Source organism: uncultured Acetobacteroides sp. (assembly GCF_963667355.2).
Classification (GTDB): Bacteria; Bacteroidota; Bacteroidia; order Bacteroidales; family ZOR0009; genus Acetobacteroides.
Map to the genome: position 1 here is coordinate 3,620,213 of NZ_OY763328.2, position 16,744 is coordinate 3,636,956.

The 16,744-nt window shown below is 50.4% G+C and carries 17 protein-coding genes; 13 read left to right on the forward strand and 4 right to left on the reverse strand.

The window, feature by feature from the left end; translation table 11 throughout:
* Positions 1 to 399: 399 nt before the first annotated feature.
* The 8 genes from ACHZA1_RS14985 (at position 400) to ACHZA1_RS15020 (ending at position 9,338) form a co-directional block, all read left to right on the forward strand.
* Positions 400 to 891, forward strand: a complete 492-nt coding sequence (locus tag ACHZA1_RS14985; protein WP_320052671.1) for a hypothetical protein — start codon at positions 400 to 402, stop codon at positions 889 to 891.
* Positions 892 to 1,143: 252 nt separating this feature from the next.
* A complete protein-coding gene (locus tag ACHZA1_RS14990) occupies positions 1,144 to 1,818 on the forward strand; it encodes a YggS family pyridoxal phosphate-dependent enzyme (RefSeq protein WP_320052672.1) in 675 nt (224 codons plus the stop codon).
* 587 nt (positions 1,819 to 2,405) lie between these two features.
* Positions 2,406 to 3,383 carry a dihydroorotate dehydrogenase-like protein gene (locus ACHZA1_RS14995; RefSeq protein ID WP_320052673.1) on the forward strand — a complete coding sequence of 326 codons (978 nt, stop codon included), beginning with the start codon at positions 2,406 to 2,408 and terminating at the stop codon, positions 3,381 to 3,383.
* 871 nt (positions 3,384 to 4,254) lie between these two features.
* Positions 4,255 to 4,698 carry a hypothetical protein gene (locus ACHZA1_RS15000; protein ID WP_320052674.1) on the forward strand — a complete coding sequence of 148 codons (444 nt, stop codon included), beginning with the start codon at positions 4,255 to 4,257 and terminating at the stop codon, positions 4,696 to 4,698.
* An 18-nt stretch (positions 4,699 to 4,716) separates the two neighbouring features.
* Positions 4,717 to 5,517, forward strand: a complete 801-nt coding sequence (gene proC / locus ACHZA1_RS15005) for a pyrroline-5-carboxylate reductase (RefSeq protein ID WP_320052675.1) — start codon at positions 4,717 to 4,719, stop codon at positions 5,515 to 5,517.
* Between the two features lies 1 nt (position 5,518).
* Positions 5,519 to 6,607 carry a glutamate 5-kinase gene (gene proB, locus ACHZA1_RS15010; protein ID WP_320052676.1) on the forward strand — a complete coding sequence of 363 codons (1,089 nt, stop codon included), beginning with the start codon at positions 5,519 to 5,521 and terminating at the stop codon, positions 6,605 to 6,607.
* A 64-nt stretch (positions 6,608 to 6,671) separates the two neighbouring features.
* On the forward strand, positions 6,672 to 7,922 hold the full coding sequence (locus ACHZA1_RS15015; protein WP_320052677.1) for a glutamate-5-semialdehyde dehydrogenase: 1,251 nt from the start codon (positions 6,672 to 6,674) through the stop codon (positions 7,920 to 7,922).
* A gap of 195 nt (positions 7,923 to 8,117) precedes the next feature.
* Entirely contained in the window at positions 8,118 to 9,338 is a 1,221-nt protein-coding gene (locus ACHZA1_RS15020) for a glycoside hydrolase family 88 protein (protein WP_320052678.1), read from the forward strand.
* A 92-nt stretch (positions 9,339 to 9,430) separates the two neighbouring features.
* Here ACHZA1_RS15020 and ACHZA1_RS15025 read toward each other — a convergent pair whose 3' ends face one another.
* The 3 genes from ACHZA1_RS15025 to ACHZA1_RS15035 all read right to left on the reverse strand — a co-directional run bounded on the left by ACHZA1_RS15025 (position 9,431) and on the right by ACHZA1_RS15035 (position 12,926).
* On the reverse strand, positions 9,431 to 10,774 hold the full coding sequence (locus ACHZA1_RS15025; protein WP_320052679.1) for a BNR repeat-containing protein: 1,344 nt from the start codon (positions 10,772 to 10,774) through the stop codon (positions 9,431 to 9,433).
* 540 nt (positions 10,775 to 11,314) lie between these two features.
* Positions 11,315 to 11,788 carry a DUF6252 family protein gene (locus tag ACHZA1_RS15030; protein WP_320052680.1) on the reverse strand — a complete coding sequence of 158 codons (474 nt, stop codon included), beginning with the start codon at positions 11,786 to 11,788 and terminating at the stop codon, positions 11,315 to 11,317.
* Between the two features lie 403 nt (positions 11,789 to 12,191).
* A complete protein-coding gene (locus ACHZA1_RS15035) occupies positions 12,192 to 12,926 on the reverse strand; it encodes a hypothetical protein (protein ID WP_320052681.1) in 735 nt (244 codons plus the stop codon).
* A 188-nt stretch (positions 12,927 to 13,114) separates the two neighbouring features.
* On the opposite strand from ACHZA1_RS15035, the gene ACHZA1_RS15040 reads away from it, so the two are divergent.
* Genes ACHZA1_RS15040 through ACHZA1_RS15060 form a run of 5 tightly spaced genes read left to right on the forward strand, consistent with a single transcriptional unit; the run spans position 13,115 to position 15,224 of the window.
* Positions 13,115 to 13,333, forward strand: coding sequence for a YtxH domain-containing protein (locus ACHZA1_RS15040; protein WP_320052682.1), 219 nt, complete (start codon positions 13,115 to 13,117; stop codon positions 13,331 to 13,333).
* Between the two features lie 59 nt (positions 13,334 to 13,392).
* Positions 13,393 to 13,746 carry a phage holin family protein gene (locus tag ACHZA1_RS15045; RefSeq protein ID WP_320052683.1) on the forward strand — a complete coding sequence of 118 codons (354 nt, stop codon included), beginning with the start codon at positions 13,393 to 13,395 and terminating at the stop codon, positions 13,744 to 13,746.
* Positions 13,743 to 14,165, forward strand: a complete 423-nt coding sequence (locus ACHZA1_RS15050; RefSeq protein WP_320052684.1) for a hypothetical protein — start codon at positions 13,743 to 13,745, stop codon at positions 14,163 to 14,165. The genes ACHZA1_RS15045 and ACHZA1_RS15050 overlap by 4 nt, the downstream gene beginning before the upstream one ends.
* Positions 14,166 to 14,207: 42 nt before the next feature.
* A complete protein-coding gene (locus tag ACHZA1_RS15055; protein WP_320052685.1) occupies positions 14,208 to 15,002 on the forward strand; it encodes a hypothetical protein in 795 nt (264 codons plus the stop codon).
* A gap of 45 nt (positions 15,003 to 15,047) precedes the next feature.
* Positions 15,048 to 15,224, forward strand: coding sequence for a hypothetical protein (locus ACHZA1_RS15060; protein ID WP_320052686.1), 177 nt, complete (start codon positions 15,048 to 15,050; stop codon positions 15,222 to 15,224).
* 547 nt (positions 15,225 to 15,771) lie between these two features.
* Here ACHZA1_RS15060 and ACHZA1_RS15065 read toward each other — a convergent pair.
* Positions 15,772 to 16,500: a hypothetical protein gene (locus tag ACHZA1_RS15065; protein ID WP_320052687.1), complete on the reverse strand. Its 729-nt coding sequence runs from the start codon at positions 16,498 to 16,500 to the stop codon at positions 15,772 to 15,774.
* Positions 16,501 to 16,744: the final 244 nt, after the last annotated feature.

Sequence of the window (16,744 nt, forward strand, 5' to 3'; positions counted from 1 at the left end):
CTGTTGGGGTGGTCGCTACCACCTATAGAGGTGGTCGGATGGGCCTCGAAGGTGGTACGGAACACCTATGGAGGTGGTCGGAACCACCTATACAGGTGGTCCGTTTAGGTTCCGAACCTAAACCAAGGGCGTGTAGGGGTGGTTGCTCGGGTATTGGGGGTGTTCCAATGCCTATCGGAGGTGTTACCGTTTGCTAATTGCAGCAGCTCGTGCATAGTGGATGTTAATAGTTGCCGTTTTGGGAATGCTCGACATGTATAATCGATATAGGACAGTAGGTGTGCATGGTATGCGCCTACTATTTTTGATGAAATGAAAAATAAAGATGGCAATACTTTGTAGTAAACCTAAAAAATACTAATATCGCACGTTACCTGTGCCTTAAAAAATGAATAAATTATGGATTCTAATGTAATTGTAGACCTTCTCACGGAGGAGGAAAAGAAGACGATAAATACGGCCCTAAACAGCATTAAGGCTATTGTTGATGCTAAGCTACCTGATCTGAATGCGGATAAACGGGGCTTCTTCGGTTCGGTTAACGAAAAGAATAAGCTCTTTATCAACAAGTCTAGAGAGATTAAGACTATTAACCCACAGCTGGCTCCGCTAGAGGTGGACTGGGTAGAGTACGAAAAGGACTATAGCGCACGGATGTTCTACGAGAGCGTTCTGCTGCTTGCCAATGGTATCATCAGCCGTTTCGAGAGCGCCAAGATGATGCACGACTACGATAACTACAACGATTCGTTGGTACTTTACCGGTATATTGATTTCAAACGTCGCTCGGACACCCCTGGTGCCGAGGCTAGCTACAATGCGCTTAAGGAGTTCTTTACGCGTGCCCGCAAGGCGGAGAGTAAACCTAAGAAAGATCAACCTAACAAGTAAGTAAGAAGCACTAAACCTATTACAAACCAAGGCACAGGTAGGCCCTTCGTCGTTCGGCGAGGGGCTTTTTGTTTGGTGGAACGGGGATGGCAATTTAGAGACGCGAGCAGTGCGTCTCGAATTGATGCAGCAGCTAGGGGGAAAACGCGAAATCTTTTTCGTCTACCTTCCGAATAGCTGCACAAAAACGAGCAGCACCCCTTCGCAATTCCTCCGCCTTTGGTACCTTTGGTGCCGAAAAAACAGAGCGAGATGAGCGTAAGAGAAAACCTAAGCGAGATAAGAAAGGACGTGCCTGCCGGCGTAACGCTGATAGCCGTATCGAAGACCAAGCCCAACGAGGCCATCGAGGAGGCCTACCAGGCCGGGCAGCGCGTGTTTGGCGAGAACAAGCCGCAGGAGCTAACCCAGAAGTGGGCCGACCTGCCCAAGGATATCGAGTGGCACATGATTGGCCACCTGCAAACCAACAAGGTGAAGTACATCGCGCCGTTTGTGGCGCTCATCCACTCGGTAGATTCGCCCAAGCTGCTGGCGGTAATCGACAAGGAGGCCGCCAAGTGTGGCCGCGTAATCGACTGCCTCTTTCAGATGTACATCGCCCAGGAGGAGACCAAGTTTGGCTTCGACTACGCCGAGCTGGCGGAGCTCCTCGAATCGGGCGCGCTGGCCGAACTCCGCAACGTCCGCATGGTGGGCGTGATGGGCATGGCCACCTTTACCGACAACGTGGAGCAGGTGCGCGGCGAGTTCCACAACCTTAAGGAGATATATACGAAGATCAAGCAGAAGTACTACGCCAGCGAGCCCTCGTTTAAGGAGATCTCGATGGGCATGTCGGACGATTTCCGCATTGCCATCGAGGAGGGCAGCACCATGGTACGCGTGGGCTCGGCAATCTTTGGCGGGCGGGTGTACTTAAAATAAGACGGTTCTTTTTAGGGAGGCAAGTTTAGCAGTTTCGTATAACCTTCTTCCGTAAACACCATGGCGAAGGCCGGGATCCATAGCCGTCAAGCTAAGGATGCTTAGTGCTACGTTTTGAAAGGATAAAGATAGATATCAAGCATTAGTGCATGATTGAAATTGGTTATCCCCTCCTTGGAGGGGCAGGGGGTGGGTTTGTTCGTTTAAATAAACATTTCCCGCTTCTCTTCGCGTTCTTAACCCACCCCTACCCCTCCCGAGGAGGGGATAACGTGCTGCTATTGGGCATTTATCCTTTTGAATTCAGGCTTAGCTTGACGGCTATGGGCCGGGATCTCCTCCAGAATGCAATTTTATATCCTCAGGAGATCCCGGGACAAGCCCGGAATGACAGCGCTGATTGAACGATATGCTTAAGTTAATGACATTGCCTAAGCGAGAGGAAAAACAGCCCCTAGTGTTTACCATCAATCTTCTTTCAAAAATCACATTCGTTTAGCGATATGGGCTTTATGCCCAATCCTTAGGTGCATTCCTCCCGATGATTTCATAACTTGTCTGGTGATTCATCAAAACGACATTTGGCCATGAAATCATTAGGCGTAAGGTATCTTGGGCTATCCCTTAAAAATCCAGTAGTCGTAAGCAGCTCGGGCTTGACATCATCCGTCGAAAACATAAAAAAGATGGAGGATGCCGGTGCCGCTGCGGTGGTGCTTAAGTCGCTTTTTCAGGAGCAGCTTACCCACGATGCGCACGCCTACGAGCGCGAGGGCGACTACCCCGAGGCCCACGACTACATCATGAGCTACGCCGTGAACAACTCGGTGGAGGAGTACCTGACGCTGATTCGCGAGGCAAAAATGGCGGTGTCGATTCCCGTAATCGCCAGCATTAGCTGCACCTCGGTGGGCGAGTGGGTGAACTTCGCCAAGCGGATAGAGGCCGCCGGTGCCGATGCGCTGGAGCTGAACATCTACTTCCTAGCATCGAAAAAGGAGCTGAATGCGGCAGCGTACGAGGAGCAGTACCTGGCCATCGCCACCAGGCTGCGCAGCATTGTTTCCATTCCGCTATCGGTGAAGATGGCCAAGACCTTCACCAGCATTCCCCACATGGTCGATCAGCTCTACTTCCGTAAGATTAACGGGGTGGTGCTCTTCAACCGCTTCTACGAGCCCGATATCAACATCGAAACCCTGGAGGTAGGGTCGGCCAGCGTCTACAGTACGCCCTCCGACATCCGCGAGTCGTTGCGCTGGGTGGGCATTGTTTCGGCGGCAGTTCCTACGATTGATGTTGCCGCATCAACGGGCATTCACGGCGGCGAGGCGGCCATCAAGCAGCTGCTTGCCGGAGCCACCGTGGTGGAGGTTTGCTCGGTGCTCTACAAAAAAGGGCTTAGTACCATTGGCGAGATGCTCGATTCTATTGGCGGATGGATGGATCGGCATCAGTACGAGTCGATAGAAGACTTTAGGGGCTTGATGAACCCTAGAAATCTGGGCGACCTGGGTGTTTACGAGCGGTCGCAGTTTATGCGCTACTATAGCAGCCACGAGTAGGGCGAGGAAAGGCACGGACGTGCATCTGTAAAAATATTACAACATTTCTTTTCGGAGAATAAGAACAATAAGGGTGGAAGGGAACTTTACAAAACTATAGGCTCATAACGTTTTGGGTGAGGAATGTCCTCTTTTCATTTCGCTATTCAACCGCGCTGCGGTTGTGATTATACTAGACTTTGTTTCCCCGCATTGCATGCGGGGCTATTAGAATTCAATCCTTTCGGATTGTAGATTAGCAACCATTATGCGATAATACTCTACATTAGTATAGAATCAACCTATCATCTCTACTACTTGAAGCCCGTAAGGGCTTTAACTTTAATAGCCCCGAGTGAAACTCGGGGAATTTGATCGGAAGATGAAAACAACCCCCAAGGGGTTGAATATATTCTCTAAGAAAAGGGTTAACTCATCACTAATACCTACCCTTTTCGTTATAAAACCAAACTATAACCGCCACGCGGTACTTTTACAGTACAGCTATTGTCCGTAGGATATTTATGTATTGTAGAAAACTTACATATTGAAACCTGAAAGATGAAACCTCTTTCTGGTTTTTGCTTTTGTGGGGTGCTTTGTTTTGGGGTGATGTTAAGATAAACTGTATGTTTTTGCTGCCGTCCCCCTGTTTAGGTTTAGGGTGCTGTTAAAGAATAGTAATAAAATATAGGTTCGGTATCAGGTGTGATTTTAGTTTCTATATTGCCCTCGAATCGTGTCACAATCTTCAACTATGATTAACCAGTATCATCGAAATTACCCGGAAAGATTTGCACGGCGCTTTTGGCAAAAAGTGCGGTAGCAACCGCGCATCCCCCACCTCCCTTGGGTAAGTAAACTTTTTTCATCCTTCAATATTTTTTTCGTTATGGAACTTTGCATAAACCAATCGCTAAGGCGTATTGTGGATATTGCCGAAATGGGTTCAGTAATATCCTCCGCGGCAACCACCAAATCACAAAAGGTAAAAAACCAAGCCCTATCCATTAGTACCTACTTCGGTATCTTCAACCGCAGGTATAAGGTCGAAAGGGTTGGACTGCCTGAGGTGGCTACGCTTAGCCACGAGCAAGCGGGCTCGCTAGCCAATGCGCTAGAGAATGCCTTTAATGCGCTAGGTAAAATTGTGGCGTTTCCTGCAAATTTGCCCTTGCATATGCGCTACACCTTTCTTCGCGACCTGTGGCTCGACGATTCGAAGGCGCTATACTACACCCCTAGGATTATAGAGCCTTGCACGACCCACGAGCTGGCTTGCCCTTACAGGGGAATTTGCGATCTTTGCAAGAAGTACGATCAGGAGATCGACTAGAAAATATACCGAAGGACTATGAACGAAAAAAAAGTTGCCATTATTGGCGGAGGAAACTTGGGCTCAGCCCTTGTTGAGGGAATTCTTCACACTCAAACAATGGCTGCCGAGAATGTGTACATCACTCGGCGCAGAACCCATCTGCTCGACCACCTAAAGGAGAGAAAGGTTAACGTGCTATCGAGCAACGTCGATGCGGTAGCCGCTTGCGATATCATTATACTTGCCATAAAACCTTATCAGGTTATTGATGTTTTACAAGAAGTAAAGGGGGCGCTAAATTCGGGTAAGATTGTGGTGTCGTTTGTTGCCGGAGTAAATCTAGCCGAGCTGCAGAAAGCTGCCGGTACCGAAGTCCCTGTTTTCAGGGCGATGCCCAACACCGCTATTGCCCTTGGCGAGTCGATGACCTGTATTGCCTTCGACAAGAAGTGGAGCGATAAGCAGGATATCGTAGAATCGCTGTTTAATGGGTTAGGCTCCACGGCAATTATCAACGAGGAGCTGATGGCGGCAGCTACGGTGCTCGGATCGTGCGGTATTGCCTTTGCGCTGCGCTTTATGCGTGCCGCAACGCAGGGCGGAATCGAGATTGGCTTTAGCGCCGAGATGGCTCAGTTTATTACCGCTCAAACAATGAAGGGGGCAAGTGAGCTTATTTTGAAATCGGGTCACCATCCCGAGAGGGAGATCGATAAGGTAACTACGCCAATGGGCATTACCATATCGGGGCTTAACGAGATGGAGCATCAGGGATTCAGTTCATCGCTTATTCAAGGACTTGTAACATCGTACAAGAAGATAGATAAAAAGAAGTAGTATGGATGCGCGCTATAAACGGGTAGCCGTAAAGGTTGGTAGCAACGTGCTTACGCGAGCCGATAAGATGCTCGACGTGGCACGTATGGCTGCGCTGGTCGATCAGCTTTCGAGGCTGAAAAAGGAGGGGGTAGAGGTTGTGCTAATTTCGTCGGGGGCAGTAGCGGCAGGGCGCAGCGAGCTGCAGCCGGCGCGTAAGCTCGACGACGTCTCCTCTCGCCAGCTGTGGTCGGCTATTGGGCAGGTGCGCCTCATCAACCGCTACTACGACCTGTTTCGCGAGTGCGGCATTACCTGCGCGCAGGTGCTTACTACTAAGGAAAACTTTAAGGACCGCAGGCACTACCTCAACATGAAGAACTGCTTGACGACGCTTCTGGAGAATGGGGTTATTCCTATAATTAACGAGAACGACACCATCTCCATTACCGAGCTGATGTTTACTGACAACGACGAGCTTTCGGGGCTTATCGCCTCTATGATGGGGTTCGAGGCGCTCATCATCCTTAGCAATGTCGATGGTGTCTATACGGGGCATCCTAGCGAACCCGACTCTACGCTTATTCGTGAGGTAAAGGATAACGCCAAGGGACTGTCGGATTACATCAGCGAAACTAAATCGGAGTTTGGCCGTGGTGGCATGATTACCAAGGCTAGCATTGCCCGTAAGATTGCCAAGCAGGGTATCAACGTGCATATCGCCAACGGCAAACGCGAGAATGTGCTGGTAGATTTGCTCGACAGCAACAAGGACGTGCCCAATACGCACTTTGTTCCATCGGTTAAGCCTTCGTCAACCATCAAGAAGTGGCTCGCCCACTCCGAGAGTTTTGCCAAGGGGGCTGTTGTGGTGAACGATGGTGCACGCGAGGTGCTGCTTTCCGATAAGGCTTCCAGCCTGCTGCTTATCGGTATCGACTCGGTGGAGGGGTACTTCAAGAAGGGCGATCTGGTTTCTATTTACGATGCTAAGGGTAACCAGCTGGGTGTTGGCAAGGCTCAGTACGATTCGGTTAAAACCCAGGCGCTGCTTGGCAGCAAAAAGGCAAAGCCGTTTATTCACTACGACTATCTCTACCTTCCCGAGTAACTCAAGGGACAAATGGTAGAGGTGCAATATTACATCCATCTCCTTTTAATATAATACCATTAGAATGGGTAGCATTAAATCGATACTGGAAAATACGCAACGGGCATCGAGAGCGGTGGGCTTCCTGGATGATGCTCTTGTAGGCAGCATCCTGAATGCTGTTGCCGATAGAGCGATTGCCCACGCTGATGTCATTCTTAAGGCAAATGCCAAAGATGCGGCAGCAATGAGATACGACGATCCTAGGTACGACCGTTTGCTGCTAAGTGGGGAGCGCATTGAGGCTATCGCTAGCGATCTGCGGAATGTGGCGGAGCTACCTTCTCCTTTAAATCGGATCAGAGAGCAGCGAACGCTAGCCAATGGGCTAAAGCTAACCAAGGTGTCGGTGCCGCTGGGGGTTGTAGGGGTTATCTTCGAGGCACGTCCTAACGTTACGTTCGATGTGTTTGCGCTCTGCCTTAAGTCGGGCAACGCTACCATCCTGAAAGGAGGCTCGGATGCCCATCATTCGAATGTTGCCATTGTGTCTTTGATAAAGAGTGTGCTTACCGATTTCGGGGTTGATACGAACATTGTAAACCTGCTGCCAATTGATAGGGTTGCCGCTGCCGAGCTGCTTTCGGCAAATGGCTTGGTGGATGTTATTATCCCTCGTGGAGGTCAAGCACTCATCAATTTTGTACGAAAGCACTCTTCAATTCCTATTATAGAGACAGGAGCCGGCATCTGCCATACCTACTTCGAGAGTTCTGGCGATTCGGCAAGGGGGCAAGCTATTATCACCAACGCAAAAACCCGCCGGGTAAGCGTATGCAATGCGCTCGACTGCCTGGTTATCGATAGGGAGCGGCTTCCTGATTTGCCATTTCTTTGCGCCAAGCTTGCGGAGAAAAAGGTAACCATATACGCCGATGCCAGAGCCTATGTTGCCCTTGACGAGAATTACCCTGCAGAATTACTTCAGCATGCTGCTGACGAGCATTTCGGAACCGAGTTCTTGGACTACAAGATGTCCATTAAAACGGTTAACTCGTTTGATGAGGCGCTCGACCATATTGCCACCTACAGCTCCAAGCATAGCGAGGCTATCATCTCGGAGGATAAGGATCGGGTGGATCAATTCCTAAAGAGGGTTGATGCTGCTGCGGTGTACGCCAACGCATCAACTGCATTTACCGATGGCGCCCAGTTTGGGCTCGGTGCCGAGATTGGTATCAGCACCCAGAAGCTGCATGCTCGTGGTCCGATGGGAGTGGAGGAGCTAACCTCGTACAAGTGGATTGTGGAGGGTAATGGGCAGGTGCGGCAGTAGCGGCCATTTCTTATTTATGGAAACCCCATTAAGGAGACTCCTTGGTGGGGTTTGTAATTTGTACTGCTTCGTATATCTTTGGCGAAATCAGTAAAATTTAGAAGCTGTACTCCTTAGCTGATAGTTTAGGTTTCCTTCTTAGGAAATAGGATGCCTAAATTTGGATGGAGAATCGGCGTATTTAAACCTATGGAAATGAAGAAGGGAGTTACTATTCTTATTGCGCTATGCATTTCGGGTGCGCTGATGGGCCAAAAGCCTCGGGTGCAGCCTATGTCCGAAGTGGTAAAGAATTCGATGGACTTTGCCGTAAAGCAGCACATGTTTTTAGCCAACACGCTAAAAGATTCATCGACATTGCTGCCCAAAACTACCGACTGGAACAGTAAGCTGGTTACCTGTAAGTCCGACTGGTGGACAAGCGGCTTTTTTCCAGGATCGTTGTGGTACCTGTTCGAGTACTCAAAGAACGAGCAGGTGAAGAAAATGGCCGAGCTGTACACGGCGAGGGTGGAGAACCAGAAGTACACCACCGATAATCACGATGTGGGTTTTATGCTCTACTGCAGCTTTGGCAATGGCTATCGCATAACGGGAAACAAGGCCTATAAGGAGGTGCTTGTTACCGGAGCTAAGTCGCTTTCTACCCGCTTTAGGGAGAAGGTTGGATGCATTCAGTCGTGGGATATTGTCTCGTGGAATAAAAATAGGGGGTGGCAATGCCCTGTTATTATCGACAACATGATGAACCTTGAGCTGCTGGCCGAGGCTACCCGTATGTCTGGTGATTCGTCGTTCTACAAAATTGCCGTTAGCCATGCCAACGTTACCATGGAGAACCACTTTCGACCCGACTACAGCTCGTTCCATGTGGTAGACTACAACCTTGCCGACGGAAGCGTGCGCAGGCAGCAAACCGAGCAGGGGTATGCCGATGGCTCGTCGTGGTCGAGAGGGCAAGGATGGGCGCTATACGGTTACACGGTGATGTACCGCGAGACGAAGGACAAGAAGTACCTAGACTGGGCTCGCCGTATTGCCGAATACGTGATGGAGCAGCTGAAGCCTATCGAGGATAAAATTCCCTACTGGGACTACAATGCGCCCAATATCCCCGATGCTTACCGCGATGCATCGGCAGGTGCGCTTACCTGCTCGGCGCTTATCGAACTTAGCCAGTATGTTGACAAGGCTACCGCAAAGAGGTATCTGGCAATTGCCGAGCAGCAGATTCGAAGCCTATCGGCAGCACCCTACAGGGCCGAGCTTGGGAAGAATGGCGGGTTTATCCTTAAGCACAGCGTAGGCTCGATTCCCGGAAAGACGGAAGTAGATGTTCCGCTAAGCTATGCCGATTACTACTTTATTGAGGCAATGCTCCGCTACAAGAAGGTTGTACTAGACGCAAAGCATTAGCCGCTTCCTGCAGCGACTGCTGCTACGGTATAAAAATAAGAGGGTGCTCCGCTGGGAGTACCCTCTTATTTTTTATAGCTCGGTGCCGAGGCTTACTTGGTTGTAAAGGAGCCTTTGCTCTTTGCCTTAAGCTTTGCTGGCAGCGATAGGATGTATACCGGCTGGGCAGGGAGGCTCTCCAGGTGTTCGCCATCGCCTTGCCCCATATTCTGAACAAATAGGCTTAGCGTAGACGCCTGCTTCCAGAGCTCGGTGTCGTAGCTTGGCTCCCAGCTGTTCACCGAGAAGTCGGTGAGGTCGAAGGTCTCCCACTTCGAATACCTAGCATCATTGCTAATGTTGAGCGATACCTTGCTGTTGCGCTCAGCATCGCGGTAAACGAGGTAGATGGTGGTCGGTTTCCCCTTGTTCTCCTTTAGCAGTAGCTGAGGGCGCGATATGGGAATCTTTTTGGTCCCCCCTCCGCTAAGCGAGAAGGCCGTTTGCCGGTTAGATGCCTGCTTGGTGATCCATCTTGCGCTATCGCTGCAGTAGTACACCAGGTGGTATTGCGGAACCTGCTCGCCCTTGGGCTTCCAGTAGGAGGCAATGTAGGCGTTCCCCTTCGAGTCGGCGCACATGGAGGTTTGGTTGATTAGCTCGCTCTTCTGCGGGATGCGGCTAACGTATTCGGCGGTAGCTGCGGTTATGGGGAGCTTATAGGCAGCCCCCTTGGAGTTCTGCCAGGTTAGCCCGCCGTCGGTAGACTTGGCGTAGCAGAGGTCGTGGTTGGTGGATACATCCCAGGTCTCCCTCCAAACCCACGAGATGTGGATGGTGCCCCTCGCATCGACGCATGCCTGCCAGTAGGCATTCCGTTCGCCTTCGCCGTCAATCAGCACATCGTGTAGGCGCTTCCATGTTTTTTCCTTTATGCTGTACTTGTTGATGATCAGGTTGCCGTTGCCCGATATGCCGTATCGGTACATGAACAGGAGGTCGCCGCTGGGCAGCTTAAAGAATTCGGGGTAGGTTACATCGTTCTCCTGGGTACCTACCATGGGCGATAGCTCCGACATGTCGAGCGAGTTTGGCGAAAGGCTTTTGCAGTAGCGGAGCTGGTTGTTGTGGTGGTCCCAGGCCACATGCAGGTAGCCGTCGCCATCCACCATAATGCTGATGGAGTTGTGTGCGTCGCTCACCTTGCCGGTGAACTTGGTTTGCCTGACCTCCCAGTGGTTGCTGGGGTACTTCCGCTTGGCCACCACCAGGTGCGCGGTGGAGTCGTAGTAGGCCGTGTACTGCGTGCCGTTGAACGACACCACGGAGTTCTTCCGGAAAACGGGAGCGTTGACGGCATTCTTCGCCCATCCTAGTCCAACTTGCGACAGCTGGGCTAGCGCCTGGCATGCCGGGATGGCCAGTAGGGCTAGTAGTAGGGTTGCTCTATGCTTCATCTTTCCATATTTTTTGGTGATTCCTGAAACGCCAGCAGCCGATGTCAGCCTGCTGCTGGGAGGCAAAAGTAGCATATTCGCAGATGCATCCCCTGCTTCCTTTCCATTTTTTAGGTCGATGAAATGGTCACCCCTTGCTTCCTTTTCATTTTTTAGGTCGATGAAGAGGTCATCCCCCGCTTCCTTTTCGTTTTTTAGGTCGATGAAGAGGTCACCCCTTGCTTCCTTTTCATTTTTTAGGTCGATGAAGAGGTCATCCCCCGCTTCCTTTCCGTTTTTTAGGTCGATGAAGAGGTCACCCCCCGCTTCCTTTCCATTTTTTAGGCCGATGAAATGGTCACCCCCCGCTTCCTTTTCATTTTTTGGTCGATGAAGAGGTCATCCCCCGCTTCCTTTTCATTTTTTAGGCCGATGAAGAGGTCACCCCTCGCTTCCTTTCTATTTTTTAGGACGATGAGGCCTAGGGGTAGAAAAGAAAAAGCTCCGTTCCGAATGAGCGAATCATTGCGGAGCGGAGCTTTGCTATTCTTTGCTTAGGTTCTACTGCACCGTAGTGTACGACACATCGGTGAAGGTTCCCTTGGTGATTTGTGCAGTGGCGGTAAGCGATGTGTTGACAAGCGTAAACTCAAATGTTCCCGAAACCCTTTTCTTGGTGGTATCGAACTTGGTAATAACAACCTTGCCGGTGGTGCTGGCCAAAGATGCTTCTGTGGTGGTTAGCAGCGATGGCTTGTATAATGCTAGGCATTGAGCATAACCAATTTCAAGCTTGTAGGTACCCTCCTTATCTCCCTTTACGGTGATATCAATAGCCTTGCCATCGAGCGATGTGCTGGCGATGGTTAGCACCCCGCTGGTTAGTAAACCCTTTGGGGCAAGTCCCATCCACTCTTGGCCGTCGATGGTGGCGCTTATGGCTGGGATAATGATGTTTCCATCGTTATCCTTATCGCACGAGGTGGTGAAAAGTGCAGCACAGGCAACAACCGCTGCTAGAATTAGCTTTCTCATAGTAGTATCGATTTAAATTAAAAGAATCATCAGCCATTTAGTGCTTGTAGGGGCGCCACCTGTTCCCAATCAGGGGCTTTGCCCGTTAGCTCGGGTGAAGATAGCAAAAATGGGGTATCAATCGGGGTTCGCTTGCCGATGCCGTTTCCCATTGCACCCGAAGAGGGGAATGGTTATGCCTTGAGAATAAGCTGCCTTGGTTGGCTCCTGCCTAAGGCGGTAACATTTACTTTTTAGCAATCAAAAGGGATGATGCAGCGGGTTTTTATGATAGCCAGAAATAAAGGAGACCGTTGCACCATCGCAACAGCCCTTTTCTATTTTTTCCGAAGCATTACCCAAAATGTTTTGCAAAACATCGTCTTAATACTTGCGTCTTGATACCTGATACTTCAGGTTAACGCTAGAAGGGGCAAAAGCCAACAATGAAGTAGGTGTTTCCCCTAGCCGGATTTACGATGATCGATCCGTTTACGGGAAGCGTGTAGCTGCCAATCTTTACATCCTGCGATACCTTCATGCCTACATTTACCACGTTGGCATTGCTGTAGTACATGCTCGTGTGTGGGGTGCCTCCAACAAAGTAGCTGATGGTTTGCCCGCTGCCAAGCGTATGCTCGTAGCTCGCCTCGAAGTAGGTGGAGTATCGGTTATGCCCGCTATCGTTAAGGTCGGCTCCGTAAACAATGGTGCTGGCCATCAGCTTTAGCGGAATGCTGCCGAAGGCATAGTCGATGGTGGCATCAATAAGGTGTCCCGTAACCTTTTTGTCGAAGTTGAAGAAGTGGTGGCTCTGCGCATCCTCGTTGGGCATGGGGTTAAAGTAGTCGTACACCGTAACGCAAAATGGGCCTAGGCCGTAAGCGGCGTAGAGGTCAACCTCGGCGTACTCGTTGTTTATGGTGTAGCATCCCCAGGCACCAAGCGTTAGGTTTTTGATGCCGGCGTACTCGAGGGTTGGCTGCATGTTCCAGCTGCGGGTGGTAAGGCCTCCACGCCAGGCGTGGCGCGATTTAACCTCGAGCGAGAGCGACAAGTCGCTTGGCTTTGCGGCTGTAGAGTCGACACTTTCGGCTGCTGCTGCTACCGCCTGAAGCGAAAGTACGGCAAAGATGGCATAGGTTAGGATGCTTCTCATTCTAATTTTTTTGTGGCGAAATTATACAAAACGAGAACGTTTGCAAATTGCCTATCATCATCTTAACGAAGGGATATCAGCGCTGCCCTATTCGGAAATTTAACACATTTACACGGTGTATTTTTTTCTATAAGCATTAGCCAGCTGTTACTCCTATGGTAAGTTTAATCATTAAAACCTAATATGAGATGAGCACGGGAAAGATTGTAGTAGGCGTATTGGCAGGCGTAGCTGTAGGTGCGCTCATCGGCGTTTTGTTTGCGCCCGATAAGGGATGCGAAACTCGTAGGAAGATATCCAAAAAGAGCCACGATGTGGCGGAGGATATCAAGGAACGCTTCTCCAAAATTGTAGATGACCTTGCCGGGAAGCATGGCGGTGGCGAGGAAGAGGAGGCTACAACCTAGCCGAAAGTTCCTCTCTCGGAGATGAACGAGTTAATACCAGCTTAAACCCCAAACAGCGTATGGAGGATAAAACATTACAGGTAGAATCGCTTATAGAGAAAACGCAGCAGTATGGCAAGACGAACATCGAATTGCTTAAGCTAAAGGGCGTGGATAAAGCATCCGAAGCAATTTCGTCGGTGGCTAGCATATGGGCGGTTGTGGTGCCTGTTGTTTTCTCCTTCATACTTCTGAGCATTGGGCTGGCGATATGGGTTGGCACTGCCATGGGCAAGCCCTACATGGGGTTCTTTATGGTCGGAGCATTCTTTGCCCTTGTTGCGGTAACGATATTTATATGCCGGATGCGCTGGATTAAGCGACCGCTCCGGAATCTGATCATTAGGCAACTTCTTAAAAAAACGGCGCAATGAGGAAGCCCGACGCAGCAGACCAACTCAAGGAACAGATACTACAGCTAGAAGAAAGGCGATCGGCCGAGATGAAAGAACTCAAGGAGCAGCTCTACGTTGCCTACGAGAGCTTGAAGCCCACCAATATTATCAGAAAAACGCTGCATGACATAGTGGCCTCGCACGACGTGCAAACCGATTTTATCGAAGCAATGCTGCTTGTTGTCTCCCGGTTCATCTCTAAAAAAATAGCGGACATTACCACCTCGCCCCCCCCAAATATGCTGAAGCAGCTGCTGGGCGTTACGCTTCAAATGGCCTTTTCCTCCCTCGCTGCAAAATATTCCGATCACATGAAGGCCTTAATCTCTAGCATGCTAAATTTGCTACTGCACAAGCATGATAACGGAAAGGAGGAGACCGGCGACCTCGATGAATAGGCCCGTAGCGGTTCTACATTGTTCAACCCAAACTTATGCGGTATGTTTGACGATAGCGAAGACGACGAAGAGGAATACGAGAGGACCGAATTTGAGGATTGGTTCGATACCTACTTCATGTACTTTCCAGTAGAGCTGCGGACAACCGGCTACGACGATGTGGAGGTGCAGTGCTTCCACACCAACGTATTCTGTAAGGCGATGCGGGAGCTTACCCCGCCCATCCGAAAGCTGATGGATAAGCAGTACCCCATCATCAAGAAGGAGACGCGGCAGGCCGTGCTGGACGAGCTGGATAGGATTGCCGGCTTGGTTGGGCCCTACCTGCTGGTGCGCCTCTACGAGCTGGTGTACGACGAAAATGCTGGGGTGGACCTGCGCGAGAAGTATACCGACTTCGAGAAGCTGGTCGATTTCTATGCCCGCCCGGATACGCCTAGGGTGCTGGAGGAGTCGTTCTTCGACCAGTTTAATTGGCTCACCGACGAGCAGAAGCAGCAGATGATAGAGGAAGACCGCAAGGAGGCGCAGGAGGCCTTTGACTGGAAGGAGGGGCGCCAGCGGGAGTTCTACGATATTGTTCAGCCCATACTCTTCAAGCACTTCAAGGAGCTCCTCGAGCTGAACCACGATGGGTGGATCATATACGCCGTTCATATCCGCGAGGATTACCAGGACTACATGATGCGGTGCGACCATATCTCCACGTTCATCCAGTTCGAATTCCCGGAGGAGGACCTGCACATGCCCTACAAGGAGTTCTCGGAAAAGCTGCAGGAGCTTTGGGAAAAGCGGCCCGACCTGCGCGACCGGATCTTTGACGACGAGGATGCGTAAGGCTCCTGATTTCGGCGACGATTCATCTCCTGAGCTAGCTCTCGGATGAAAGCAAAACTGGTGATCGGGTACATTCTCGCAGGCGTGGGGCTGCTGCTGATCGTTTGGAATGGCTACCTGTACGTAAGCGAGAAGTCGGTTGAGGCGATATCCCTAACGCTTGGGGGCGTTATGTACATTGCTGGAGCTGTGCTGGGAAAGAAGAATAGGAGGAACGAGTAGGGTACTCCTCGCGAGTATAAGGGTTCTGGTGGCGCTGGCTGCCTACCTGCATGTGGCAGGCGTCCTGCTGCACATGCTACCTTTCGAAATGCATGCTCTAAATGTTTAGCCGCATGCTCTGAATTTCCTTCTGCACGTTCTGATTGTTTAGCCGCATGCTCTGAATTTCCTTCTGCACGTTCTGATTGTTTAGCCGCATGCTCTAAATTTCCTTCTGCACGCTCTGATTGTTTAGCCGCATGCTCTAAATTTCCAGCCACACGCTCTAATTGTTTCGCCGCACGCTCTAAATTTCCAGCCACACGTTCTGATTGTCTAGCCGCATGCTCTGAATTTCCAGCCACACGTTCTGATTACCTAGCCACATGCTCTGAATTGCTAACTACACGGTATATCTCTTTAAATGCACGCTTTGTATTGGCAGATGCACATTTAGCTAGGCTAAAATCATGTGCTGGTTCTCGAAATGCACGTTTGCCAACTGGATATGGGTGTAAAAAAGCGGCAACCAGAAGTGGTTGCCGCTTTTTTTATGCGAGAGGGGTGCTTACTTGTTGTCCGTTTTGGGAGGGGTCTTCTTCTTTACGGGTGGAACGTATCCCTGATCCTTTAGCGCCTTAACGAAGTTGAACTTTTCCAGTAGCGTATCGTTGCCTACAAAGTAGGTGTCAACCAGCTTGCATACCGATATCACCTCTTCGTAGATGGCGTTGAGCTCATCCACGTTAACCGAGTTTGTCCCCTTACGGTTGGTCTTTAGCCCTTCCTGCTTTTCGTTGGCCGCTACGAGCTGCATGGCTTGTAGCAGCAGCGCATCGATGGCATCGGGATTCGATCCGGCCTCCACCAGCTCGGCCTTAACGGTAGGGGTGAGGTTTTTCTTTAGGGTAAGCATGGTGTCGATGTAGGTAGACTGCTTGCTGTTCTTAGCCTTCAGCTGCTTAAGGCCGAGGAGCGTGAGAAGGGCATCCATGTGGGTTGGGTTTTTCGTAAAGCCAACCTCAATTTCAACCTTTAGGTTCATAAGCCCGCGGTGGGCGGCTTCGAGGGTGCTGTCTACGGAGGCGGTTGCTTCCTTAACTTGTGCGAGAGGATCTACCCCAACATTTTTGCTGAGGGCGGCGGTAATCGTTGCTTTTAGGTTGGGGAAGTACGGATTCTTCCACTGTGGACGGCGTGCGCTGAGAACCTCAACGTGCTCTACGCCGTGGTCGGCAATTTGGCCCAATGCCAGCAGCATCTGTACATCGGTGCCTCGGTACTTACGTAGTGCCATTTGTAATTGGTATTGGTTTAAAAAAGATTAAGTTTCGGCCTAAAAATATAAAAAGATAGTTAATTGTAAAAATGCTATTGAAAGGAGGGAGGCGGAGATGGCCAATTTTGGCAAGCGGTTCATAAAGCGGTGGTCCTAAACGCTACGGCTTCTTGCTCGGTTAATGGTGCTGCCATCGCGTGGCACAATGTCGCAATTTTACAATTTTGCTCTTTAGCCCAAGCCTACTTTTGCACCGTTATCG